The following is a 24,644-nucleotide window of genomic DNA, read 5'->3' on the forward strand; positions in this document are numbered from 1 at the left end:
GCTCCAATGCAGCCTTCCTGCCCTTCATCTGAGCAATCTCGGCAGCGTTTTGCCGATAGCGGCTTTGCCCGGTCGCAGCCGCAAGGCCCTTGGCGAGAAAACTAATGGTCCGAAGCGAGTTGCACCGTCTGGCGCCCGCCGTTCATGTCTCTCAACTGGTTTACGTATTCCTCAGGCTTCAGCAAATGGAACGGAGCCTTCAGACCCATGAAGCTGGCTATACGACCGATAAATGCCGTGCAATTGGTCGTCTCTGCGTTCCAAACAGGCGAGCTCGCCTGAAGCTCCTTGATGTAGGCAAAGACTTTCTTCGCGTCCGCCTCACTGAGGTACACGCGATAGCTGGCCGTCAAATACTGCACGTCAAGGTCGCCGTAGCTTGCTCCTGTCTCGGAGGGCACCCACATAAGATGTCCGAGCACGTAAGGCAGGACGTCGCCCGCCGGGTGCAGCCCCGCAACTTCAACCTGCTTCTTGCTTGTCTTGCCGTACCAGATAAAGGCATGCCCATAAGAAGCTGCCGTGCGGGCACGAAAGTCCACGTAATACGGCCCTTTGGCCGTGGACCTTCGAACCGGTTTTACGTCTGCTCCAGAAACGGAAGCACTCGGTCCAGCAACGGCCGTCGCCACAACCGACCTTGACGACGGTTTACGCGGCTTGTCCTGCTGCAACGGGGATTGATCCGTTTGCGCAGCCAATTGCTGCGCATGACTGACGCCGGCTGCCAAAGTCACGGAAGCCGCAACGATAGCAATTCCGCCAAGCAGCCGCAGGCCGCCCCGTTTCCGATTCGATTCTGGCACGTTCAGACCCTCACAAGGGCAAGATATCCCCCGAACATCGCCTTCAGCAAACAGCTGAAGGAGTGCGTTATCCGGGCGAACCTTGAGCTAACCCTTCGTTACGATCGGAGCTTTTCCAACCGGGGTCTTGCCGACCGGGTACTTGCCAACCGGATATTTGCCAATCGGCATCTTGCCAATCGGAGCCTGTTCGGCAACCGGCTGCGGACGGGGAAGGTCGGCTGCACTGGCGGCGGCCATGAAACCGAATACAGCAACTCCAACAACCAGAAATTTCAACATCGTGATCTCCGAGATGGACAGCTTGAGTCACAACACCATACCCTCGGACGGCGACGCCGCAATTAACGCTGTGTCGAGGATTGCACTCGCGCGGCATTTCCTTGCCCGATGTGACAAAAACGACACGGGTGGTTGCCTTGCGCGGGTCCCAATGTAGGGGCGGGCGAGCCCCCCGTGCAGCCGGCTCAGAACAGCCTTGGTATAATGCGTCCGGTCCGTGCCATGTACTCGCTATACTCGTCGCCGAACGCTTCCAGCATCATCTGTTCTTCCTTGGCAACCCGGCCGAAGAACAGTGTCCCAAATCCGATCAGGCCAGCGAAACCGGCTAGCAGATTCGGCAAGAGCAGCGCCTGTGCGACGGCCCAAAGCCAGAACGCGGAATACATGGGATGCCGGATCTTTCGATAAATCCCGCCTGTGATCAGGTGATGATTCTCCCGCACGTCGAGACTCACCGACCAGTTCCGACCAAGAGCGCGATGGGTCAGCCGGAACATGACCAGCGCCCCAATCGCCACGAAAACCCCCAGCCAGGCTTGAACTGGCCGGAAGGCATACGACGCGAAATGAGGTGCGGCCGTTGCGATGTACACGAACGGCACAATTCCGAGACCCGTGAGCGATATCAGCAGCAGGGTGTTCTCGCGGGGGCCTCGGGCGCTCCGCAAGACCTTCTCACGACGAGAACGACGTGCGTATCTGTAGCGGATGAGATACCAACCGACCGCCATCATCACAAACACGAACTTGGCAATGCTAGGCGTCATCGTGGGCCAAGCGCTGTTTTCGCTGGCGTGCCATTTTTGCCGACCATCGAAGGTGCGCCATCCTTAGCGGTGTCTGAGATTTGACCGAACCGGGTCTGTCCACAGACCAACATGAAGCAATCATACAAGGCTTGCGGGTTGTTTCCACTGATAAATTGGCCGCGCGACCCGCTAGTCTCTCGCCCGCGGCGAAGCCGCGCCGGCCCTCCGGTCGATCATCGCCAGCACGCGCGGGAGCAACTGCGACGCTATGAAGGCATGGCCGTCAGCCGTGAGGTGAATGAAGTCAAAAGCGTAATACTGCGGCGGAATCTCATCGTCGTACACGACGCTCTTGATGGCGCGATCACGCAGCCGCCGCTCCATCGCCGCGATGTTGGCCGCCCGCTGCTCCTTCGTGACAAGGAAGCGCCTGTCATTGCCTCCAGGCTGCAGGATGACGATGTCGGTTCCCTTCGGCACGTCGCTATCAATGCGCTTGAGCATACCGGCCGTGGTATCGAAGGGAATGCCGGCATTGACGACGTTCGCATTGACGCCCTTCTCCCTCAGCAGGGCTTCCAGCTTCGCCGGGTAAGCGCCTTGCTTCCCGACGTACCAACCCTGCGTGTTGCTTGCGCCGACTGCCACGATACGAATCGGCTTTGCGAAGGTGGCGGAGACGGTCGCCAATATGCCGATCGCTACAGCGATTGAGAATCTTCCGAACGTCGTCACCGACTGCCTCCCCGGACTGAAGTGCCACAGAAAAATAGCACGGACACCGGAGAGGCGTAATCCAAAGCCTCACGTGACGCGTCACATGCCGCCTTCAAACTGTCTTTTGGGCGTGAGGCTAGGAATTGGTCGAGGCTGCGGCTGCAGGTGAAACCACGTTCGAAGGATTCTGGCGGGCCTTTGGGCGCGCAACGCCGGATCCGATCGACCTGATCTTTCTTATCACCAGGCTATGCAACGCCGCGCTTTTATCGATGTTGAAGTGGTCGACGTTGACATCGGGAACCTTGAAGTTTGTAAGCTCGCCGCGGAAGCCGGGGCCGCGACTTATTCGATCGCTTTCATGCTTGAACAGATTCAAAACCCTTGCGACATTCGCCGTCGCCGCATGAGGCGATGTGCCGTCGAACGGGACAACCAAAGCGACAGGCACGCCCATTTGGCCGAGGTACTCGGCCATCGACATCACGGCATCCGCACCAAGAGAGTGCCCCACGAGTACAATGGGCCCGCGCTGGCCACCTCTATATTTTGCAATAATTTCGTCGGCAACGCCTCTCCACTGGGCGTGGTTGGCGACGTCCGCGGCGATGCCGGCCGCGCGCAGCTGGGCGGCAAGGTCGTCCATGCCCAAGGAAAAGACGTTCAACAGCCCGCGGAACAGATAGACGTGCGTCGCAGAGGAATGCAATCGAGCCTGCGGACCTGTCGATCTGACGGCCATCGCAATTCCGGGACGCGCCTGAGCCCCGCTGTTCGAATACAAGCCGCTCGCAAAAAGGACCGTCAGGACGGCGCATACCAGCGCCGTGCTGTAACGTAATCTTTCCATTTCAGGATCCCTCGCCGACTTCAAATCTGGTCGCATTAAAGCAAACTTGGGAATCGTGACAATCAAGAACGAATTTTGAAACACGTGTCGAGGCGTGCAATTGTTTGCTGTCGCGGATTTGCCACACTGGAACGACCGATTCGGACCGCGCCCCCCCCTTCACCACCGTCCGGCGTCAATTGGCTCCCATCGCGCCTGTCTCTGCACTTTTTGATCGAAGCCAATCTCAATGAGTGCGACCATCGCGGCGGAGTGGTAATTTAATAAGGTATATCCGCCTCATCCATGCCAAGCCTACCAAGGATTCGGGATCAACGTGGTGCGAGTTCCCTAGTACAGTGTCAATTGGATTTCCCAGAATGAGTGGCAACCAGTCCATGCAGATCTCGAGTTGCTAGATGATTCGACGACGGCACGTCTTCCACGTTGGCGGTTACGATCCCGTCACTCCGGACCAGCAGGTCGAACGCCTGCGCCGCTCGCTCTCGAGCTTCGGTAGGATTTGGGGCGCTTCTTCACGGTTGTCGGAAATCTCGAACACATCTGCAATCGATGCGTCATGCAACGTGGAGGCGTGGGGTCCAAACTGGAAAACCAGCATTACCTTCGAGATGCTGCGCTGGGATGATCTCATTCGGTGCGATTCGAAAGTCGGGCTCGTGCCTCGTCTTGTACAGTCCGCGAAAGCGCTGTTCGACTTCATGATAACGGGAACACTGTTCAGATATGCGATGGCGAGTTGGAAGTACGCCCTCTTTTTCGTCTTTCCATATTGTTGTTTGCTGCTGATCGCATTGTGCAGCGCTGGGCTATCGTATCTGGTGATCGGGCTCTTGCACGCTACACTTTGGGTGGAACTGCTGCTTGGCAGTTTTTTGTCGCTTGCCATCTTCGTCAGCGCTGTACTCTGGATCGGACCGAAGGGTCGCATAAACCACATTCTCGATGATGCCATTTTCTCGCACGAGTTCCTTTACGGGCGCAGAAGCGAACTTGATGCGCGACTCGACGACTTTGCGGAGCTGATCGCAAAGACAGCTCAGGCTGCAAAAGTTGATGAAATTCTCATTGTTGGCCATTCTCTCGGCGCCGCACTCACAATAGCGGCGGTCGCACGCGCGCTAAAATTGGATCCCCTGCTTGAAACGCGCGGACCGAAGCTGTGCGTTCTCACAGTGGGCGCCACTATTCCCAAATTCGCATTGCATCCGATGGGCGGCCAAATTCGGGAAGCGGCACAACTTGTGGCCGGAACGTCTGCCATCGACTGGGTCGAATACCAGGCACGAGATGACGCGATCAGCTTCTATCGCTTCGACCCCGTCACGCTGAAACGTACCAGCCGGGACTACTCAGGAGTGCACCCCAAGATTCGGCGCGTCCAAATACACTCGATGATAAGTCCGATCCGCTTCAGACGTCATCGATTCGACTTCATGCAGATCCACTATCAGTTCTTGATGGGGAAACGATCAGCGCTCGGTTTACGACTATTGCATGATTACTTGCGGGCCGCTCGAGTTCGACGTCGCGACCTCACCATCCGGGGCAGTTGAACTATTCGAGGCAAACGGTTCGGCGATGACTGCCCGAAGTTGACGAGGAGCCTCTTCACTCCAGCTCAAACATCGGATGCCAGCGCATCGCCCAAAATGGCGCGCCACGGCGCGCTACGACGCCGCCTTCACGCCCAGCGGCACCGCGGCTTCGTATTTCGAATTGTGCAGCACCAGCGACGTCCGGACGTTGCGCACATGCGGTGCGGCGGTCAGGTGGGTGACGAAATCCTGGAAGGTCGCCATGTCGGGGGCGACGCATTTGAGGATGAAATCGACTTCGCCCGACAGCATCCAGCATTCCCGCACCAACGGCTCGGCGCGCACGAAATTCTCGAAGGCGCGGAGATCGGCGTCGGCCTGGCTCGACAGATGCACCGAGGCGAACACCGTGACGTCGAAGCCGAGGCGGCGCGGATCGAGCAGGCCGCGGTAGCCCTGAATGTAGCCCTCCTCTTCCAGCGCCCGGACCCTGCGCAGGCAGGGCGGCGGCGAGATCCCAACGCGTTTGGCGAGTTCCACATTGGTGATTCGACCATCAGCCTGGATCTCGGCGAGGATTTTGAGGTCGATCTCGTCAAGGTTCTTCGACACGCGACTTGGGTTCCCTCAGGGTTCGGAAGGCTTGGCAGGTCTGCCGGCAACTCTCATAGCGCAGCCGGCCGGCATTGCGCAATTTTATTGCGCGTGCAGCGCACGATTTCGCGAATGTGACTTCAGTTCCGGGGAAAAATCGCTGCCATGGATTGCAAATCTTGCATAGCTACCCAGATATCCTAGACTTGGATTTGACACTTTTGGCGCCGCCGTGACGCGTTTCCGGGGCGCTTCCCGCACAAGTCCTTGATCAAAATCCCCAAAACAGAGGGATCTCACAATGCCCGCGCCTACCCATGCCAAGGTCGTCATCATCGGGTCCGGCCCCGCCGGTTACACCGCAGCGATCTACGCGGCGCGCGCGATGCTCGAACCGATCCTGATCCAGGGCATTCAGCCGGGCGGCCAGCTCACCATCACCACCGATGTCGAGAACTATCCGGGCTTCGCCGATGTGATCCAGGGCCCCTGGCTGATGGAGCAGATGGAGAAGCAGGCGGCCCATGTCGGCACCAAGATCGTCACCGATCTCGTCAACAAGCTGGAGCTCGGCCAGCGCCCGTTTCGCCTGACCTGCGATTCCGGCGACGTCTATCTCGCCGAGACCGTCATCCTCGCCACCGGCGCCCAGGCGCGCTGGCTCGGGCTGCCCTCGGAGGAGAAATTCCAGGGCGGCGGCGTGTCGGCCTGCGCGACCTGCGACGGCTTCTTCTACCGCGGCAAGGAAGTCGTTGTGGTCGGCGGCGGCAACACCGCGGTCGAGGAAGCGCTGTACCTGACCAATCACGCCTCGCAAGTCACCATCGTGCATCGCCGCGATCACTTCCGCGCCGAGCGCATCCTGCAGGAGCGGCTGTTCAAGCATCCCAAGATTAAGGTGGTGTGGGATTCCGCGATCGACGAGATCTGCGGCACCGAGAACCCGAACAAGGTCACCCACGTGCGGCTCAAGAACGTCAAGACCGGCGCGCTGACCGACCTCAAGACCGACGGCATCTTCATCGCGATCGGCCATGCGCCGGCGACGGAGCTCGTCAAAGGTCAGATCAAGCTGAAACCGACAGGCTATGTCGAGGTGGCGCCGAATTCCACGGCGACCTCGGTGCCCGGCCTGTTCGCCGCGGGCGACGTGGCGGATGAAACCTTTCGGCAGGCGGTCACCGCCGCCGGTCTCGGCTGCATGGCAGCGCTCGAGGCCGAACGCTTCATTGCTCTTCGCGCGAGCGATCGCGCAGCGGCGGAATAATCATGGCACGATCTCGCGACGGATTTACGGACATGGATTGGGACAAGCTGAAGGTCTTTCACGCGGCGGCGGAAGCTGGCAGCTTCACGCATGCCGGCGAGCAGCTCGGCCTGTCGCAATCGGCGGTCTCCCGCCAGGTCAGCGCACTGGAGCAGGAGCTCTCGGTCTCGCTGTTTCACCGACATGCCCGCGGCCTGATCCTCACCGAGCAGGGCGACCTGCTGTTCCGCACCGCGCATGACGTCTTCATGCAGTTGCAGGCGGCGCGCGCCAAGCTCACCGACAGCCGTGAGCGGCCGAGCGGCGACCTCAAGATCACGACGCCGCCGGCGCTCGGCATCAACTGGCTGATCCCGCGGCTCGACGAGTTCGTTGCGCTCTATCCGGATATCCGGATCTCGCTGATCGTCACCGACGAGGATCTCGATCTGTCGATGCGCGAGGCCGACGTCGCGATCCGCACCCGCAAGCCGACCCAGCCGGACCTGATCCAGCGCAAGCTGTTCTCGATCGGCTTCCATGCCTATTGCTCGCCGGAATACATCAAGCGCTTCGGCACGCCGCGGACGCTGGATGATCTCGACTCGCACCGCATCATCATGCTCGGCGACTCGCAGGTGCCGCCGCATCTGCAGAACCGCAGCTGGCTGATCGATGCCGGCCGCAACGGCTCCGGTCCGCGCGAACCCTACTTCAAGGTCAACAACATCCTCGGCCTGGTGCGCGCCTGCCAGCAGGGCCTCGGCATCGCCGCGCTGCCGGACTATCTGGTCGAACAGAACAACCTCGTGCAGCTGTTCGGCGAGTCCGACTCGATCGCGCTCGACACCTACTTCGTCTATCCGGAAGAGCTGAAGACGGTGGCCCGGGTGCAGGTGTTCCGCGACTTCGTGGTCAGCAAGGCGCAGCGCTGGCCGTCCTGATTAAGCCGGCCTTATGGGCTGGGTTATAGGCTTTCCGCGCCGCGCCAAGAGGCCCCTGAATCTCCGCATGACTGACATGCGAGCTGGATAGTTGCTGCAAGGCGTCGATGGGGATCATAGTGCTTACACGCTGAGCGGTCGCGTCGCGCATATGTCCCCCTCCTCCAGTGGCGCGGAAGTTCAGTAATCCCTCTTGGAAGGTGATTGTGTCGGCCTCACGTGGCCAATACCTTAAGCCGGGCTCACTCGAGCCCGGCTTTTTTTCATCTCAATGTCTTTCACCTTGATGTCACGGGAAAACGTGCCGCACGTCACGGTCAGCATGTGGATTGACAACAACCTCGCAGCGCAGCATCATTATCCCATGATCACGACTTCGTGCGCCGTTCTGTCGTCGAAAAAAGCTCCCCTCCCGGGGACACGAGATCGCGCGCGATAAGATCACCTTCGCATCCTACCGATCCCGAAACCCCGCCGCCTGGACGGGGTTTTTTGTTGGTCCCGTCTCCGGCTCTGCCTTCTCAAGGAGATGGAACATGACTGAGCTACACCAGCAATTGCAGGGCCTCTGGCTGCCCCTGATCACGCCGTTCCGCGACGGCGAACTCGACGTCACCTCGCTGCGACGCCTCGTGCGGCACTATGCCAGCGGCCCCGTCGACGGGTTCATCCTCGGTGCAACCTCCGGCGAAGGCATGGCGCTCAGCACCGATGAGCTGGAAGGGCTGGTCAGCGTCGTGCTCGACGAGCTCAGTGCCAACTCCCGCCATCTGCCGGTCTGCCTCGGGCTCTCCGGCGCCTCTACGGCCAGGATGAAGGATGCGCTGGATGATACGGCCGACTGGCCGATCAACGGTTACCTGATCGCGAGCCCCTATTACATCAGGCCCTCGCAACGCGGGCTCGTGCAGCACTTCAATGCGCTGGCCGATCACGCCTCGTGGCCGGTCGTGCTCTACAACATTCCGTATCGCACGGCGGTGAACCTGACCAATGAGACACTGCTGGCGCTCGCGGAACATCCCAACATCGCCGGCATGAAGGACTGCTGTGCCGACCGCGCGCAGTCGATCGACTTCCTCAATCGCCGACCCGCGGGCTTCCGCGTGCTGACCGGCGAAGACGCGCAGACCTTCGATGCGCTCTCGGACGGCGCCGACGGCGCGATCCTGCTGTCCGCGCATCTGCAGACGGACACATTCGCATCGATCCGCACGCTGCTGAGGCAGGGCAAGCGCGACGCGGCACTCGCCGCCTGGCAGAGCGTCGTCGGCCTGACCCGACTGTTGTTCGCGGAACCGAGCCCGGCGCCGGCCAAGCACTGGCTGTGGCGGCAGGGATTGATCGACAGCCCCGAGGTGCGGCTGCCGATGGTCGAGGTGAGCGAGGATCTCGCAACCTGGCTCGATGCCGAGATGGAGCGGCGCGCGCAGCTGCTGCTGCCGGCGTGAAGCCTCTTCTCCCTCGCCCCGCTCTTGCGGGGAGAGGGCTGGGGTGAGGGGCCGCTTCCGCAAGCTTAGTGAGAGACGAACCCGCGGAGAGTCCCCCTCACCCGGATCGCATCTGCGATGCGATCCGACCTCTCCCCGCAAGCGGGGCGAGGTAAGAAACACCTAATCCAGCTTCACCCTCGAAAGCCGCAGCGCGTTGCCGATCACGCTGACCGAGGACAGTGCCATCGCCGCGGCGCCGACCATCGGCGACAGCAGGATGCCGAACAGCGGATACAGCACGCCGGCCGCGATCGGCACGCCGGCCGCGTTGTAGACGAAGGCGAACGCCAGGTTCTGGCGGATGTTGCGCATGGTTGCGACCGACAATCGCCGCGCCCGGACCAGGCCCATCAGGTCGCCGGTGAGCAGCGTGATGCCGGCGCTCTCGATTGCGACATCGGTGCCGCCGCCCATCGCAATGCCGACATCGGCCGCAGCGAGCGCCGGCGCATCGTTGACGCCATCGCCCGCCATCGCGACGATACGGCCTTCGCCGCGCAACCGCTGCACGACCTCGCTCTTGCGCTCCGGCAGCACGCCGGCCTCGACCTCGTCGATGCCGAGCGTTTTCGCCACCGCGCGCGCGGTGGTCTGATTGTCGCCGGTCAGCATCACGATGCGCAGGCCCTCGGCGCGCAACGCCTGCAGCGCGCTGGCCGCCGACGCCTTGACCGGATCGGCAATCGCGATCACGCCGGCGACGCGGCCGTCGACCGCGACATAGATCGCCGTCGCGCCGTCCCGCCGCGCGGCCTCGGCGGCCTGGTCCAGCGCCGGCGTTGCGATCTTCAACTCCCCCATCAGCACCGCATTGCCGAGCGCGACCTGCTTGCCCTCGACCGTGCCAGTCGCGCCCTTGCCGGAGGGCGAGGCAAAGTTGCTGACGGCGGAAGATGCGAGCTTGCGTTCCCTGGCAGAGGCGATGATCGCCTGCGCCAGCGGATGTTCGCTGCCCTGCTCGACGCCGGCGGCAACGCGCAGCAAGTCATTCTCGTCGAACCCTTCGGCGGCAATGATGCGCACGACCTTCGGCTTGCCCTCGGTGAGCGTGCCGGTCTTGTCGATCACCAGCGTATCGATCGCCTCCATCCGCTCCAGCGCCTGCGCGTCGCGGATCAGGATGCCGGAATGCGCGCCGCGGCCGACACCGACCATGATCGACATCGGCGTTGCCAATCCCAGCGCGCAGGGACAGGCGATGATCAGCACCGTGACCGCGGCGACCAGCGCAAAGGTCAGGCGCGGCTCGGGGCCGAACACCGTCCAGGCGATGAAGGCGAGCACGGCCGCGGCGATCACCGCCGGCACGAACCAGCCGGCGACGCGGTCGGCGAGCCGCTGGATCGGCGCGCGCGAGCGCTGCGCCTTCGCCACCATGTCGACGATGCGCGACAGCATGGTGTCGCGGCCGACCTTCTCGGCGCGCATCACGAGGCCGCCGCTCTGGTTGACGGTGCCGCCGATCACGCTCGCACCTTCGGCCTTCGTGACCGGCATCGATTCACCCGTGACCATGGATTCATCGATGACCGCGCTGCCCTCGATGACGACGCCGTCGACCGGAACCTTTTCGCCGGGGCGCACGCGCAGCCGGTCGCCGACCTTGATCGCGTCGATGTCGATATCCTCGTCGCCGTGATCGGTGACGCGCCGCGCGGTCTTGGGCGCGAGACCGAGCAGCGCGCGGATCGCACCCGAGGTCTGCGCGCGGGCGCGCAGTTCCAGCACCTGGCCGAGCAGCACCAGCACCGTGATCACGGCCGCCGCCTCGAAATACACCGCGACCGCGCCGTGCATGTCGCGGAACGCCGGCGGGAACAGCTGCGGCGCCAGCGTCGCGACCACGCTGTAGAGGTAGGCGACGCCGACGCCCATCGCGATCAGCGTGAACATGTTGAGATTGCGCGTCACCACCGACTGCCAGCCGCGCACGAAGAACGGCGCGCCGGCCCACAGCACGACGGGCGTCGCCAGCACGAAAGAGATCCAGTTCGACCAGCCCTGCGGCACCAGATGCATCAGCCCGAGATGGCTGCCCATCTCGAGCACGAACACCGGCAGCGTGAGCGCCAGCGCGATCCAGAACCGCCTCGTCATGTCGATCAATTCGGGATCCGGCCCGTCGTCAAGCGAGATCTGCTCGGGCTCCAGCGCCATGCCGCAGATCGGGCAGCTGCCGGGACCGACCTGGCGCACCTCGGGATGCATCGGGCAGGTGTAGATCGTGCCGGCCGGCATTGGCGGCTCCGCCTCACGCGGCTTGAGGTACTTCTCCGGCTCGGCCTCGAAACGCTCGCGGCAACGGCCGCTGCAGAACAGGTACTCCTCGCCCTTGTAGCTGAAGCGGTGCTTGGCGGTCGCCGGGTCGACCTTCATGCCGCAGACCGGATCGATCGCGAACGTCGCCTCGGCCGGGGTCGTGTGGTGATCGTGCTTGCCGCCGCAGCAGGAATGCGCGGCCGCGCCATGATGGTGATGATCCGCGTGCGAATGGTCGTGCTTTGCGTCTGCCACGAAGACTCTTCCCGGCCGGTATCCCGGCCTCTTGATTTGTATACCCTAGGGGGGTATATGAGACCTATGAGAGACGACGTCAAGACATCCTGTTTAAAACGGCTCAAACGGATCGAGGGTCAGATCCGCGGCTTGGCCGCCATGGTCGAGGGAGACCGCTATTGCATCGACGTGGTGACGCAGATCGCGGCCGCGCGCGCGGCGCTCCGCCGCGTCGAGGAAGAGGTCCTGCGCGATCATGTCGCCCATTGCGTCGAGCATGCGATCTCGTCCGGCGACAAGGCCGACCAGCGGCGCAAGATCGCCGAGCTGATGGATGTGATCGGCCGCGCGGATAGGTGAGTTAGGAAACTAACGACGGCTCTGGAGTCGCTTCAGCTCGTCCGCTTGCGACGAAATCGAGAGCGGCACCGTATATCCAGTGTCGTCCCGGCGAAGGCTGGGACCGATAGCCACCGTTGCCTGCTTTGAGCAAAAGCTGGGGCCACAGCGCTGTTAATCACTGAGATTTGTGGTTATGGGTCCCGGCCTTCGCCGGGACGTGGAGAGTGCGGCGCTTGATTCGCAGCCGCTTCATGCGCGGCTGAACAGTGCGATCAGGTGTTGAACCTGAAATGCATGACGTCGCCGTCGGCGACGACGTAGTCTTTGCCTTCGAGCCGTAGCTTGCCGGCATCGCGCGCGCCGGCTTCGCCGTTGCCGGCGATGTAATCCTCATACGCGATGGTCTCGGCGCGGATGAAGCCCTTCTCGAAATCGGTGTGGATCACTCCGGCGGCGGCGGGCGCCTTGGTGCCGCGATCGATGGTCCAGGCGCGCGCTTCCTTCGGGCCGACCGTGAAATAGGTGATGAGGTCGAGCAACTGGTAGCCGGCGCGGATCAGCCGGTCGAGCCCGGCCTCTTCAAGGCCCAGCGTCTCCAGGAAGTCGACACGCTCCTCGCGCGACAGCGTCGCGATCTCGGATTCGATCTTGGCCGAGATCACCACCGCGACCGCGCCCTCTTCCTTCGCGCGCTCGAACACCGCCTTGGAGAAATTGTTGCCGTCCTTGGCCGAGCCTTCCTCGACGTTGCAGACATAGAGCACGGGCTTCGAGGTCAGGAGACCGAGCATCCGGAAGGCACGCTCCTCCTCCGGCTTGCGCTCCAGCGCACGCGCCGGCTTGCCGTCACGCAACAGCACCAGCGCGCGGTTGACGAGCTCGAGCTGCTCCTTGGCTTCCTTGTCGTTGCCCTTGGCCTTCTTCGAGAGGTTGTCGACGCGCTTCTCGAGGCTGTCGAGGTCGGACAGCATCAGCTCGGTCTCGATGGTCTCGATGTCGGCGAGCGGCGCGATCTTGCCTTCGACATGGGTGATGTCGGAATCCTCGAAGCAGCGCACCACATGGGCGATCGCGTCGACCTCGCGGATGTTGGCGAGGAACTGGTTGCCGAGGCCTTCGCCCTGCGAGGCGCCGCGCACCAGGCCCGCGATATCGACGAAGGTCAGCCGGGTCGGGATGATCTGCGCGGACTTCGCGATTGCCGACAGCTTCTCCAGCCGCGGATCGGGCACGGCCACCTCGCCGACATTCGGCTCGATGGTGCAGAACGGATAGTTCGCCGCCTGGGCGGCTGCCGTCTCGGTCAGCGCATTGAACAGCGTCGACTTGCCGACGTTCGGCAGCCCGACGATCCCGCATTTAAATCCCATGTTCGTCCCGATCTCTCGCGCTCACGCTGCGCGGCTGAACTGAGTGGGGTCGTCATACGCGGGCTTGACCCGCGTATCCATCCCACTGGAAAGAGTGGATCGCCGGGTCATCCCCGATCAGGTCGGGGACAGGCGCCCGGCGATGACGAGGGTCTACGGCTCCTCGTCCTTGGTGTCGAAAAATCCCTTGGCCTGCATCGTCAGATGCACCTTGTTGGCGAACGAGGCGTCGTGCCCCGCAGCTAGCAGGCCGGCATTGTCGGCGACGGCCTGGCACAAGGCCTCCACCCACGCCCGGTCGCTCTTGGCAAAGTCCGACAGCACGTGGCTGTGCACGAGCTCCTTGACGCCGGGATGACCGATCCCGAGCCGCACCCGCCGATATTCATTGCCGATATGCGCAGAGATCGAGCGCAGCCCGTTATGGCCGGCGATGCCGCCGCCGATCTTGACCCGCACCTTGGCGGGCGGCAGTTCGAGCTCGTCCTGGAACACGGTGATGTCGGCAGAGGCGAGCTTGTAGAAGTTCGCCGCTTCCTGCACCGCGCGCCCGGACTCGTTCATGAAAGTGGTCGGCTTCAGCAGCACGACCTTCTCACGATCGACCACGCCTTCGGAGGTCTCGCCCTGAAAGCGACGGCGCCATGGTGCGAAACCATGACGCCGTGCAATCTCGTCGACCGCCAGAAAACCGATATTGTGCCGGTTGCTGGCGTATTTCGCGCCAGGATTACCGAGACCGACAAAAAGGCGCATGGCGCGGCATCCCACGTCGGCGCGCCATCAGACGATCGCGCGCCGACCTGATCGGTTACTTCTTCTTGTCGCCACCGCCGGCGGGAGCCTTGGCACCCGCGGCCGGAGCCGCAGCACCCGCAGCCGGAGCCGCCGCAGCGGCCGGAGCCGCAGCACCCGCGGCCGGAGCAGCGCCACCAGCAGCAGCCGCAGCTGCGGCCTTCTGCTCTTCGGCGTAGCCGGACGGCGGCACGATGGTGACCAGCGTCGCGTCCTCGCGGGTCAGCGACTTCACGCCCTTGGGCAGCGTGACCTCGGAGAGATGCAGCGAGTAGCTGATCTCGAGGCCGCCGACGTCGACTTCGATGTATTGCGGAATGTTGTCGACCGCGCACTCGAGTTCGAGCGCGTGGGTGACAATGTTCACGGTGCCGCCGCGCTTGATGCCCGGGGCGGTTTCCGCGTTCACGACGTGCAGCGGCACGCTGACGCGGATGGTCGCGCCTTCGCCGAGCCGCATGAAGTCGACATGGATCGGGAAGTCCTTCACCGGGTCGAGGTGGAAGTCGCGCGGAATCACGCGGTGCTTCTTGCCCTCGAGGTCGATGTCATAGATCGTGGTCAGGAACCGGCCGGCCAGGATGCGCTGGCGCAGGTCACGATCGTCGACCGAGATGGTGACGGGGGGTTGGTTGTCTCCGTAGATCACTCCGGGAACTCTCCCGGCGCGACGCTCTGCCCGGGCGGCCCCCTTGCCGCTCTTCGGACGCGCGGTCGCCTTCAATTCCTTGACGGTCGCCATAGCGTTAAGTCCTTGTATTTAAAAAGTTAAAGGCCGCAGCGCGGCCCATGCTCAAGTCCACAGCAAGCCTCCAGGGGTGCGGGGGCCGCGGACGTGGCGGGCTTTTAGCCCCAAAGGGCCGAAATGACAAGGAAATGAAGGGATTTTTCTTTCTTCACCCTCCCCTGGAGGGGCCGGGGTGGGGTGATCTCTCAACATGGGCAGTGCCCGGGTGGAGACACCTTCACCCCACCCCGGCTCACATTTCGCTGCGCTCAATTGTGAGCCGACCCTCCCCCTCCAGGGGAGGGTCGAAGATTAACCCGCCGAACCGCCGAGCTTGGCTTCCAGCGCGGCGATCCTTGCCTTCAGCGCCTCGTTCTCCTCGCGCGCCAGGCGGGCCATATCCTTGACCGCGTCGAATTCCTCGCGCTTGACCACATCGAGGTCGCGCAGGATCCGCTCGGCCTGGTTGCGCATGACCGTGTCGACCTCGCGCTTGACGCCCTGGGCGGCGCCCGCGGCATCGTTCATCAGACGGCCGATCTCATCGAAAAACCGATTGCTGGTCTGGGTCATCTGGCAAAACTCTCCGCGTTCACTGGCTTGCGCAAAAGACAATGGCGATCCCCGCCATCCGGTTCAAGTCCGCCGCGAATGGCAGACTCCCAGGAGCTTGAGTCGCGGGGGCGCTTGGGGGGTCATTGGCTCCGCTTCTCTATCCATCTCAGAAGAGCCAACGCGGCCATGCCAATCGGCCAAACAATGAAGATGGTGGTCTCCCAATCTTTGTACGCCCGATATTGATCGGCGGTGTGGGAATGGCCGCGTGTCGAACAATAGGCGCTATGGCAATCGTGCGGGAGGCAGCCGCCGTTCGCGCACTCACGTATTGGCCCATCTCCAAACCGGCTCGCACCGTAGATGAACAAAATCATCATGGGGATGGTCACCACGTAATAGGCAACGGCGAGCCGCCCAGACTTGAACGAAAACCTCAAACCCATACCGTCAAATATGCGCCGTAGACCGCCAACATTCCAGTGGGGAACCCTGCCACATTCAAACTGACCCACTACCGAAGCTTGCCTTGTCATGCTCCGGTTTCCTTGCAATCGTATGAACTCACAACAGAAATCGCACACATAACGCGAGCAGAAACGCCATGATCGAGCATACCGTCGAGATCCCGACCAAGGACGGCAAGACCACCACCTTCATCACCCATCCCGAGCGCGGCGGCCCCTTCCCTGTCGTCATCTTCTACATGGATGCGCCGGCAATCCGCGAAGAGCTGCGCGACATGGCGCGCCGGCTCGGCACCTCGGGCTATTACGTGATGCTGCCCAACATGTATTACCGCGCCGGCGTGATGGAGCTCGGCCCGATCAATCCCGATCCGGAATCGCCCGAGCGCAAGCGCATGTTCGAGCTGATGCACTCGCTCAACATCCCGCTGGTTATGGAAGACACCAAGGGCCTGCTCGCCTACGCCGAAACGCAGAAGGCGGCCAACACGAAAATCATCGGGACCGTCGGCTATTGTATGAGCGGCCGCTATGCCGTGAACGCGGCGACGCATTTCGGCGATCGCGTCAAGGCGGCCGCCTCGATCTACGGCACGCATCTGGCGACCGATCAGCCCGACAGCCCGCATCTCGCCGTGCAGAAGACCAAGGCCGAGCTCTATTTCGCCTGCGCCGAGACCGACATCTACGCCCCGGCGGAGATCATCGAGCAGGTGAAGGCGGGCATGAAGGGCTCGAACAACGAGGTCGAGATCTATCCCGGCACCCATCATGGCTTCGCTTTCCCCAAGCGCCCGGTCTACGACCGCGACGCCGCCGAACGCCACTGGGAGCGGCTGCTCGCACTCTATCGCCGCAACCTGGTCTGAGGCCCGAAGAAAACGGATGGCGGAGGCCGCACGCATTCGGGACTACCAAAGCTCCGACGCCTATGAGGTGAACCGGCTTGCGGTTGCCGCCTTCGAGCAATTCCGTGACGCCTTCGACGACTGGCCAGCGATGCGCGCCGGCCTGTCAAAAACGTCCGAGTTGAGTTCCGGCGGCGAGATCATCGTCGCCGAGCTCGGCGACCGACTGGCCGGCGCGGTCGGCTATTTTGGGCCTGGCGTCAAAAAGGCCGCATTCTTCGATCAGGCATGGCCGGTCATTCGCATGCTGGTGGTCGACCCCGTCGACACGGGCAAGGGACTCGGGCATGCGTTGACGTCGGAATGCCTCGCCAGGGCGCGGCGCGACCGGTGCCGGACCATTGCGCTTCACACGAGCCCTATCATGACGGTCGCCTTGCCGATGTATCTCAGGATGGGCTTCAGCAAGGTGCATGAGGCTCCGCCCATTCATGGCGTGCCCTACGCCGTCTACACGAAAGCGCTCTGATCCCGATGCCGTTCCTGCTGATCGACTTTCCGGTGTTCAACCCCGTCGCGCTCGCGCTCGGGCCGATCGTGATCCGCTGGTACGCGCTGGCTTATATCGTCGGCATCGTGCTGGGCTGGATCTATGCGCGCTCGCTGATCAAGAAGGAGCGGCTGTGGGGCGGCCCGGCGCCGATCACGCTGCCGCAGCTCGACGATTTCATCCTCTGGGTCACCATCGGCATCATCGTCGGCGGCCGCACCGGCTACGTGCTGTTCTACAACCTGCCTTTCTTCATCGCGCACCCGTCCGAGATCCTCGAATTGTGGAAGGGCGGAATGTCGTTCCACGGCGGCTTCCTCGGCTGCGTCGCCGCGGTGATGCTGTTTGCCCGCCGCAACAACATCCCGATCCTGTCGCTCGGCGACATCACCACCGCGGTCGCGCCGATCGGGCTGTTCCTCGGCCGGCTCGCCAATTTCATCAACAGTGAATTGTGGGGCCGTCACGCCGATCCGACCCTGCCCTGGGCCATGATCTTCCCCAATGGCGGACCGCTGCCACGCCATCCGAGCCAGCTCTACGAGGCCGGGCTCGAGGGCATCGTGCTGTTCACCGCGCTGGCGATCATGATCCGGATGGGCGCGCTCAAGCGGCCCGGCCTGATCCTCGGCAGCTTCATTGCGATCTACGGCCTTGCCCGGATCATCGGCGAGCATTTCAGGGAGCCCGATCCGCAGCTCGGATTCCTGTGGGGCGGATTAACCATGGGGATGCTGCTGTCGGTGCCAATGATCATTGTGGGCGCTATCATCATCACGGCCGCCGTTCGCCGCCCGGCGAACGGGCCGGCGCCGAGTTCAATGTAGAGCAAGTGCAATCCAAGGAAGGCCGTGAGCGAACCCTCCCCACTGCTGGATGAGATCAGGAAGCTGATCAAGCTGTCCGGGCCGATGCCGGTCTGGCGCTACATGGAATTGTGCCTGATGCATCCGCGCTACGGCTACTATCTGTCGCGCGATCCGCTCGGCCGCGAGGGCGATTTCACCACGGCGCCCGAGGTCAGCCAGATGTTCGGCGAACTGCTCGGGCTGTGGAGCGCCTCGATCTGGCGCGCGATCGGCTCGCCGGACACGCTCCGTCTGATCGAGCTCGGGCCCGGCCGCGGCACCATGATGTCAGATGCGCTGCGTGCGCTGCGCGTGCTGCCGCCGCTGTACCAGTCGCTCAGCATCCACCTCGTCGAGGTCAATCCGGTGCTGCGCGAGAAGCAGTACGCCACGCTGGCCGGCGTGCGCAACATCACCTGGCACGACAGCATCGACGACGTGCCGGAGGGACCGGCGGTGATCCTCGCCAACGAATATTTCGACGTGTTGCCGATCCACCAGATGGTCCGCCGCGAGACCGGCTGGCACGAGCGCACTGTCGGGATGGATGCCAATGGCAGCCTGTACTTCGCGCCAGCCGCCGAGCCGACACCGCATTTCGAGGTGCTGCTGCCGCCGCTGGTGCGCGCCGCACCGCTCGGCGCGGTGTTCGAATGGCGGCCCGACAACGAGATCATGAAGCTCGCAACGCGCCTGCGCGACCAGGACGGCGCCGCGCTGATCATCGATTACGGCCATCTGCGCAGCGACGCCGGCGATACCTTCCAGGCGATCGCGCGCCACAGCTTCGCCGACCCGCTGAAGAATCCGGGACAGGCCGACATCACGGCGCATGTCGATTTCCAGGCCCTGGCGCGCGCCGCCGAGGATGTCGGCGCGCGCGTCCACGGGCCGGCGACGCAGGGCGACTTCCTCAAGCGCCTCGGCGTCGAAGCCCGTGCCGCGGGATTGATGGCGAAGGCCTCACCCGAGGTTTCCGGCGACATTGCCGGCGCGCTGAAGCGCCTGACCGATTCCGGGCGCGGCGGGATGGGCTCGATGTTCAAGGTCATGGCCATCTCCGACCCGCGCCTCACCTCGATCGCTGGCCTCAGCGATCAGCCTGACGAGACCGAACAATGACATTGGGATCACCGCTGCTGTCGGCCATACCAAGCCTGCGCCACGCCTTCTTCTCGCGCGAGGGCGGCGTCTCCGAGGGCATCTATGCCGGCCTCAATGGCGGGCTCGGCTCGCGCGACGATCCGGCCAAGGTCGCGGAGAACCGGCGGCGGATGGCGGAGCAGCTCGGCGTGCCGTCCGACCACCTGATCAGCGTGCATCAGGTGCATTCGCCCGACGTCGTGGCCGTGACCGGACCATGGAATGGCGCCGCGCGCCCGAAGGCGGACGCGCTCGTCACACGCACCGAAGGGCTTGCGATCTCGGTCACGACGGCCGACTGCGGTCCGATCCTGTTCGTCGATCCCCATGCGCGGGTGATCGGCGCGGCGCATGCCGGCTGGAAGGGCGCGCTGACCGGCGTGCTGGAATCGACCATCGATGCGATGGAGAAACTCGGCGCCGATCGCGGCGGCATCGCCGCCGCGATCGGCCCGCTGATCCGCAAGGAATCCTACGAGGTCGGACGTGAATTCGTCGAACGCTTCATCGAGGCCGATGCCGAGAACGGCATGTTCTTCATGCCCGCCGAACGCGACGCCCACGCGATGTTCGATCTCCCCGCCTTCATCCGGATGCGGCTGGAAAATGCCGGCGTGCTGATGATCGACGATCTCGGCATCGACACCTATTCCGACGAGCGCTGCTTCAGCTACCGCCGCTCCGTGCACCGCAAGGAAGCCGATTACGGCCGCCACGTTCACGCCATCGCGCTGGAAGGCTGACGCCGGGCGTCATCTTCGTTTCTATGCGACAAGCGGCTTGACTCTCCACCTGCTGGAGACCGGACAAGCAGCGCATGACACAACGCACCTACAGCATCGGCGAGGCGGCGCGGCTCAGCGGAATTTCCGTCCGCAGGCTCCGCTTCTATGCGGACCAGGGGTTGCTGCCGCCGGCCGGCCGCACCGCGAGCGGCTATCGCGTCTTCACCGACGACGAACTGGTTCGCCTCGACCTGATCCGCTGCCTGCGCGATGCGGGGCTCGGTCTCGACGCCATCCGTGAGGTCCTGAGCAAGGAACTCTCGCTGGTCGAGGCGCTGAAGCTCCGTCTCGAGACGCTGGAAGCGGAGATCGCGGCACAGCGCCGCGTCGCCTCGGCCCTGCGGGCTGCGTTGCGTTCACCGCAACTCACCGAAGCAGACTTACGGAGATTCCTGACCATGACGCAGCTGTCCCGCGCCGAGCGCCGCAACGTCGTCGAACGCTTTTTCGAGAAGGTGTCCGACGGCATCAACATCGACCGGAAATGGGTCCGGCAGATGATCGAGACGACGGTGCCCGAATTGCCCGACGAGCCGACACCCGAGCAATGCGATGCCTGGATCGAGCTGTCGTCGATCCTCAACGATCCCTCCTTCGTCGCCCAAATGCGCGCGAACGCCAGCGACGCCTGGGATCGCGACGCCTTCGACATGGAGGCCTGCCAGGCTGCAAGCGACGCCATTGTGCGCGAGGCAAAGCAGGCGATCGACGACGGGCTCGAACCAACATCCGACACCGGCAGCGCGATCGCGCGACGATGGCTGGAAGCCTCGGCCCGATTGATGGGCCGGCAGCCCGACCTGGATTTCCGCAACTGGCTTCGCGCCAAATACGCCCAGCATGACGACCGCGCCGCACGCTATTGGGAGTTGGTCGCTATCATGCGGGGGCAGCGGCCCGACAGCAGCCCGAACCGGGAATGGGCCTGGATCGTCGATGCCATGCGGCATCATCTCGCTGACTGACGAGGAATTCGATCCTGTCCCCGCGCGGCGCTTGACCAGTCGACTGCTAAGCGCTGTGGCCGTCCTGCCCTAGACGTTAAGCCATTTTAACGATATCGCAGGACGCAATGAGGGAAGCGTCAAACCACCAGTTTCAAACTGGGACAGTCGTGCGCGCCGCGATCGCAGCCACATGGCTGGCGATTGCGTCCGCACTCGGCGGATGCGCGGCCGGCGGCAACGTGGCCGACTCCTACGCCATGGCGACGCCCGCAAGCGGCGGCGCAACCGTCGCCTTCGAATCGATCGACGGCCCGCCGCCCCAGGTGTTCGACCGCATGGTCGGTGTGCTCGACAGCGAATCCAAGCTGCGCAGCCTGTCGATCGTGTCGCGCCAGGCCACCGCGGCCTATCGCGTCCGCAGCTATCTCTCGGCGCAGGTGGTGCGCGGCCGCACCATGATCGCGTGGGTCTGGGACGTCTACGACAGCAACCAGCAACGGGCGCTCCGGCTGTCCGGCGAAGAGCCCGCCGGCAAGGCCGGCCGCGACGCCTGGGCCGCCGCCGACGATCTGGTGCTGCGCAAGATCGCCCAGGCCGGCCTCAGCGGCCTGTCCAGCATGATCAATGGCGGCCCGGCGAACAGCCCGGCGCCGGAGCTCCGTGGGCCAGCGATGGTCAGCGCCCCGGCCCCCGCCGCGCCCGAAACCGTGGCCCTCAGCTACTCCGCCAACTAACGCCCGGAATCTCCCGGGGAAAGGCGTTTTTTGCCCAGGAAAACGTGGGCCGAAGCGCCTAATGGGTTGCCATCGGAGCCGCCTGCCTGATATTCCCTCGCGCACCGAAAACCCGCCGGTTCTGTAAGGACTTGAGATGCTGAACGTCGTATCCAGCAAGGCGCGGGGGGAAGCATCGATGTCGGCAAAGAACGGATCAATCAAGCTCGTCGCCGGCAACTCCAATCCTGCGCTGGCGCAGGACATTGCCAAGGGACTTGGCATCGAACTGACCAAGGCCGTGGTCCGGCGCTTCGCCGACATGGAGATCTTCGTCGAGATCCAGGAGAACGTCCGCGGTTCGGACATGTTCATCATTCAGTCGACGTCGTATCCGGCCAACGACAATCTGATGGAGCTCTTAATCATCACCGACGCGCTGCGCCGTTCCTCGGCGCGCCGCATCACCGCGGTGGTGCCCTATTTCGGCTACGCCAGGCAGGATCGCAGGTCCGGCTCACGTACGCCGATCTCGGCTAAACTCGTCGCCAACCTGATCTCGCACTCCGGCGTCGATCGCGTCATGACGCTCGACCTGCACGCCGGCCAGATCCAGGGCTTCTTCGACATCCCGACCGACAATCTGTTCGCGGCGCCCTTGATGGTGCGCGATATCAGAGAGAAGTTCGATCTCGCCAAGGTGATGGTGGTGTCGCCCGACGTCGGCGGCGTGGCGCGTGCCCGCGGCCTCGCCAAGCGCATCAACACCCCGCTTGCGATCGTCGACAAGCGCCGCGAGCGCCCCGGCGAGTCCGAGGTGATGAACGTGATCGGCGACGTCGCCGGCTACAACTGCATCCTGGTCGACGACATCGTCGATTCCGGCGGCACACTGGTGAACGCGGCCGAGGCGCTGATCGCGCACGGCGCCAAGGAAGTCTCGGCCTACATCACCCACGGCGTGCTGTCCGGCGGCGCCGCAGCGCGGATTGCCTCGTCGCGGCTGAAGGAACTGGTCATCACCGACTCGATCCTGCCGACCGAAGCCGTCAACAAGGCGCCGAACATCCGCCAGATCTCTATCGCCGGCCTGATCGCCGAAGCGATCGGCCGCACCGCCGCGGAAGAGTCGGTGTCGAGCCTGTTCGATTAGAGCCTCATACTCGCTGTCGTCCCGGCGAAAGCCGGGACCCATAACCACAGCCCATTGTTGTTGCGAAGGCTGTGGCTCCAGCGTTGTAAACCAATTCGCATTCGTGGTTATGGGTCCCGGCTCAAGGCCGGGACGACGGCGAATTTGCGGCGGCACCCACTCCGCTAAAACCCCGGCCGCGGCACGTGGCTCATCAGCGTCCGCGCATAGCCGCCATCGACGATGATCTCCTCGCCATTGACGTAGGACGAGCGATCGCTCGCCAGGAACAGGGTCGCGTCCGCCATGTCCTGCGGCGCGCCGATCCGGCGCATCGGCACCACAGCGGTGCGCCGCTCGGTAACCCCGGGCGTATCGTAGAACGCCTGGCTCATCGGCGTGACGACGAGGCCCGGGCTGACCACATTGCTGCGGATGCCGTACGGCCCCCATTCGGCGGCGAGTTGCTGCGAGAGCATCACGACGGCGGCCTTGCTGACGCTGTAGGCGCCGCTCTGCCCCTGCGCGTTGCGGGCGGCGATCGAGGCAATATGGATGAGGCTGCCTCGCCCGGCCTTGCGCATCTGGCGGCCGAACGCCTGCGCGCAGATGAAATAGCCGGTGAGATTGATCGCCAGCACCGCGTTCCATTCGGCGAGCGGCAGCGTGTCGAGCCCGCCGGGACGCAGCACCGCCGCGGTATTGACGAGGATGTCGCACGGACCAAGCGCGTTCGCGACGGCGTCGGCGGCAGCCGCGACATTGTCCTCACTGGTCGTGTCGCAACTTGCGACGAGATGACCGTCGCCGAACTCGCGAAGCTTCGCCTTGGTCTCCGCCAGCCCGCGCTCATCGCGATCGAGGGCCGCGACCCTGGCGCCGGCGCGCGCGAAACTGACTGCGGTGGCGCGGCCGATGCCGCCGCCTCCGCCGGTGACGACGGCAACGCGGCCCGACAGGCCAAGCCAGTCGGAAGAATGTTGTTCGGTCATGAGCGCCTCCCGCGCGTTCTGATTATGCCGGCAAGCATAACCGAACGCGCTGGCTGCGAGCGCGATCCCGGCACGCATGCCGGAATCGCTTTTGCGTCGGGCCTTAAACTATTGACGCGTTAACCAGGTATCCCCGCCGCGACCTGACCGCGCAGCCGTTCGAGGCTGAGCAGCGTGTTGGCGCAGGCTTCCGCGACCTCGATCCCCTTGATCACGAAGTGCTTGCGGAAGAAGTCGTAATGCACTTCGGTCTCGTGGAATTGCTGCGGGGTCAGCACCGCCGAGAACACCGGCACCTCGGTGCGCAACTGCACATCCATCAGCGCCTTGATCACGGTATCGGCGACGAATTCGTGGCGGTAGATGCCGCCATCGACAACGAGCCCGGCCGCGACGATCGCGGTGTAGCGGCGCGTCTTCGCCAGCAGCTGCGCATGCAGCGGGATCTCGAACGAGCCCGGCACTTCGAACACATCGACATTGGTGATGTGGCGCGCCTCGATCTCCTTCAGGAAAGAGATGCGGCACTCTTCCACCACATCGCGATGCCAGGACGACTGCACGAAGGCAACCCGCTGCGGCTTTGCGAAGTGCGGATGCTCCGGCGTCGGCGGACGAGCCGGCGTATCCGGAACACTTTCTGCTTGGGAGGTCTGGACTTGAGAAGCTTGAACGTCTTGGTCTTGCAACATCTGATTCATGGCTTTCCTCT

The 24,644-nt window shown here is 63.6% G+C and carries 26 protein-coding genes; 13 read left to right on the top strand and 13 right to left on the bottom strand.

What is annotated here, in order from left to right:
• Positions 1-101: 101 nt before the first annotated feature.
• The 5 genes from ACVIGA_RS13240 to ACVIGA_RS13260 form a co-directional block, all read right to left on the bottom strand.
• Positions 102-632, bottom strand: coding sequence for a hypothetical protein (locus ACVIGA_RS13240; RefSeq protein ID WP_456670797.1), 531 nt, complete (start codon positions 630-632; stop codon positions 102-104).
• Between the two features lie 261 nt (positions 633-893).
• Positions 894-1,088, bottom strand: a complete 195-nt coding sequence (locus ACVIGA_RS13245) for a hypothetical protein (protein WP_456666734.1) — start codon at positions 1,086-1,088, stop codon at positions 894-896.
• Between the two features lie 185 nt (positions 1,089-1,273).
• Positions 1,274-1,858 carry a protein-S-isoprenylcysteine O-methyltransferase gene (locus ACVIGA_RS13250; protein ID WP_456666735.1) on the bottom strand — a complete coding sequence of 195 codons (585 nt, stop codon included), beginning with the start codon at positions 1,856-1,858 and terminating at the stop codon, positions 1,274-1,276.
• Positions 1,859-2,029: 171 nt separating this feature from the next.
• Positions 2,030-2,575, bottom strand: coding sequence for an SGNH/GDSL hydrolase family protein (locus ACVIGA_RS13255; protein ID WP_456666736.1), 546 nt, complete (start codon positions 2,573-2,575; stop codon positions 2,030-2,032).
• A 118-nt stretch (positions 2,576-2,693) separates the two neighbouring features.
• Complete coding sequence (locus ACVIGA_RS13260; protein WP_456666737.1) at positions 2,694-3,407, bottom strand: thioesterase domain-containing protein; 714 nt, start codon at positions 3,405-3,407, stop codon at positions 2,694-2,696.
• Between the two features lie 398 nt (positions 3,408-3,805).
• On the opposite strand from ACVIGA_RS13260, the gene ACVIGA_RS13265 reads away from it, so the two are divergent.
• The gene (locus ACVIGA_RS13265) at positions 3,806-4,963 is read left to right on the top strand and encodes a hypothetical protein (protein WP_456666738.1); all 1,158 of its coding nucleotides are present in this window, start codon (positions 3,806-3,808) and stop codon (positions 4,961-4,963) included.
• 114 nt (positions 4,964-5,077) lie between these two features.
• Here ACVIGA_RS13265 and ACVIGA_RS13270 read toward each other — a convergent pair whose 3' ends face one another.
• Positions 5,078-5,557 carry an Lrp/AsnC family transcriptional regulator gene (locus ACVIGA_RS13270; protein WP_456666739.1) on the bottom strand — a complete coding sequence of 160 codons (480 nt, stop codon included), beginning with the start codon at positions 5,555-5,557 and terminating at the stop codon, positions 5,078-5,080.
• 283 nt (positions 5,558-5,840) lie between these two features.
• Between ACVIGA_RS13270 and trxB the strand changes: the two genes are divergently transcribed.
• The 3 genes from trxB (at position 5,841) to ACVIGA_RS13285 (ending at position 9,180) form a co-directional block, all read left to right on the top strand.
• Entirely contained in the window at positions 5,841-6,806 is a 966-nt protein-coding gene (trxB, locus tag ACVIGA_RS13275; protein WP_456666740.1) for a thioredoxin-disulfide reductase, read from the top strand.
• Positions 6,807-6,808: 2 nt separating this feature from the next.
• Entirely contained in the window at positions 6,809-7,729 is a 921-nt protein-coding gene (locus ACVIGA_RS13280; protein WP_029081982.1) for a LysR family transcriptional regulator, read from the top strand.
• A gap of 536 nt (positions 7,730-8,265) precedes the next feature.
• Complete coding sequence (locus tag ACVIGA_RS13285; RefSeq protein ID WP_456666741.1) at positions 8,266-9,180, top strand: 4-hydroxy-tetrahydrodipicolinate synthase family protein; 915 nt, start codon at positions 8,266-8,268, stop codon at positions 9,178-9,180.
• 162 nt (positions 9,181-9,342) lie between these two features.
• Here ACVIGA_RS13285 and ACVIGA_RS13290 read toward each other — a convergent pair whose 3' ends face one another.
• Positions 9,343-11,736 (bottom strand): heavy metal translocating P-type ATPase, encoded by a 2,394-nt coding sequence (locus ACVIGA_RS13290; RefSeq protein WP_456666742.1) that lies wholly within the window; start codon positions 11,734-11,736, stop codon positions 9,343-9,345.
• A 66-nt stretch (positions 11,737-11,802) separates the two neighbouring features.
• Here ACVIGA_RS13290 and ACVIGA_RS13295 point away from each other — a divergent pair, with 66 nt between their 5' ends.
• Positions 11,803-12,078, top strand: coding sequence for a metal-sensitive transcriptional regulator (locus ACVIGA_RS13295; protein WP_456670798.1), 276 nt, complete (start codon positions 11,803-11,805; stop codon positions 12,076-12,078).
• A 254-nt stretch (positions 12,079-12,332) separates the two neighbouring features.
• On the opposite strand, the gene ychF is transcribed toward ACVIGA_RS13295, so the two are convergent.
• From ychF to ACVIGA_RS13315, 4 genes are all read right to left on the bottom strand, one after another.
• Positions 12,333-13,430, bottom strand: a complete 1,098-nt coding sequence (ychF, locus tag ACVIGA_RS13300) for a redox-regulated ATPase YchF (protein WP_212313393.1) — start codon at positions 13,428-13,430, stop codon at positions 12,333-12,335.
• Between the two features lie 153 nt (positions 13,431-13,583).
• Complete coding sequence (gene pth, locus ACVIGA_RS13305; RefSeq protein WP_456666743.1) at positions 13,584-14,186, bottom strand: aminoacyl-tRNA hydrolase; 603 nt, start codon at positions 14,184-14,186, stop codon at positions 13,584-13,586.
• Between the two features lie 55 nt (positions 14,187-14,241).
• The gene (locus tag ACVIGA_RS13310; RefSeq protein ID WP_456666744.1) at positions 14,242-14,967 is read right to left on the bottom strand and encodes a 50S ribosomal protein L25/general stress protein Ctc; all 726 of its coding nucleotides are present in this window, start codon (positions 14,965-14,967) and stop codon (positions 14,242-14,244) included.
• 297 nt (positions 14,968-15,264) lie between these two features.
• Complete coding sequence (locus tag ACVIGA_RS13315) at positions 15,265-15,525, bottom strand: accessory factor UbiK family protein (protein WP_038388183.1); 261 nt, start codon at positions 15,523-15,525, stop codon at positions 15,265-15,267.
• A gap of 586 nt (positions 15,526-16,111) precedes the next feature.
• On the opposite strand from ACVIGA_RS13315, the gene ACVIGA_RS13320 reads away from it, so the two are divergent.
• The 8 genes from ACVIGA_RS13320 to ACVIGA_RS13355 all read left to right on the top strand — a co-directional run bounded on the left by ACVIGA_RS13320 (position 16,112) and on the right by ACVIGA_RS13355 (position 22,961).
• Positions 16,112-16,843 (top strand): dienelactone hydrolase family protein, encoded by a 732-nt coding sequence (locus ACVIGA_RS13320; protein ID WP_375776899.1) that lies wholly within the window; start codon positions 16,112-16,114, stop codon positions 16,841-16,843.
• Between the two features lie 16 nt (positions 16,844-16,859).
• Positions 16,860-17,351 carry a GNAT family N-acetyltransferase gene (locus ACVIGA_RS13325; protein WP_456666745.1) on the top strand — a complete coding sequence of 164 codons (492 nt, stop codon included), beginning with the start codon at positions 16,860-16,862 and terminating at the stop codon, positions 17,349-17,351.
• A gap of 5 nt (positions 17,352-17,356) precedes the next feature.
• The gene (gene lgt / locus ACVIGA_RS13330) at positions 17,357-18,199 is read left to right on the top strand and encodes a prolipoprotein diacylglyceryl transferase (protein ID WP_456666746.1); all 843 of its coding nucleotides are present in this window, start codon (positions 17,357-17,359) and stop codon (positions 18,197-18,199) included.
• Positions 18,200-18,283: 84 nt separating this feature from the next.
• A complete protein-coding gene (locus ACVIGA_RS13335; protein WP_456670799.1) occupies positions 18,284-19,342 on the top strand; it encodes a class I SAM-dependent methyltransferase in 1,059 nt (352 codons plus the stop codon).
• Positions 19,339-20,106, top strand: coding sequence for a peptidoglycan editing factor PgeF (pgeF, locus tag ACVIGA_RS13340; RefSeq protein ID WP_456666747.1), 768 nt, complete (start codon positions 19,339-19,341; stop codon positions 20,104-20,106). The genes ACVIGA_RS13335 and pgeF overlap by 4 nt, the downstream gene beginning before the upstream one ends.
• Positions 20,107-20,180: 74 nt before the next feature.
• Positions 20,181-21,113, top strand: a complete 933-nt coding sequence (locus tag ACVIGA_RS13345) for a MerR family transcriptional regulator (protein WP_456666748.1) — start codon at positions 20,181-20,183, stop codon at positions 21,111-21,113.
• A 107-nt stretch (positions 21,114-21,220) separates the two neighbouring features.
• Positions 21,221-21,829, top strand: a complete 609-nt coding sequence (locus tag ACVIGA_RS13350; RefSeq protein ID WP_456666749.1) for a hypothetical protein — start codon at positions 21,221-21,223, stop codon at positions 21,827-21,829.
• Between the two features lie 178 nt (positions 21,830-22,007).
• Entirely contained in the window at positions 22,008-22,961 is a 954-nt protein-coding gene (locus ACVIGA_RS13355) for a ribose-phosphate pyrophosphokinase (RefSeq protein WP_171948021.1), read from the top strand.
• Between the two features lie 164 nt (positions 22,962-23,125).
• Here the strand turns inward: ACVIGA_RS13355 and ACVIGA_RS13360 are convergent, their stop codons facing one another.
• Both ACVIGA_RS13360 and ACVIGA_RS13365 read right to left on the bottom strand, forming a co-directional pair.
• Complete coding sequence (locus ACVIGA_RS13360; protein ID WP_456666750.1) at positions 23,126-23,932, bottom strand: SDR family NAD(P)-dependent oxidoreductase; 807 nt, start codon at positions 23,930-23,932, stop codon at positions 23,126-23,128.
• A 119-nt stretch (positions 23,933-24,051) separates the two neighbouring features.
• Positions 24,052-24,633 carry a 6,7-dimethyl-8-ribityllumazine synthase gene (locus ACVIGA_RS13365; protein WP_375776906.1) on the bottom strand — a complete coding sequence of 194 codons (582 nt, stop codon included), beginning with the start codon at positions 24,631-24,633 and terminating at the stop codon, positions 24,052-24,054.
• Positions 24,634-24,644 lie beyond the last annotated feature (11 nt).

The sequence above is a fragment of the Bradyrhizobium sp. USDA 3240 genome, from assembly GCF_054063295.1.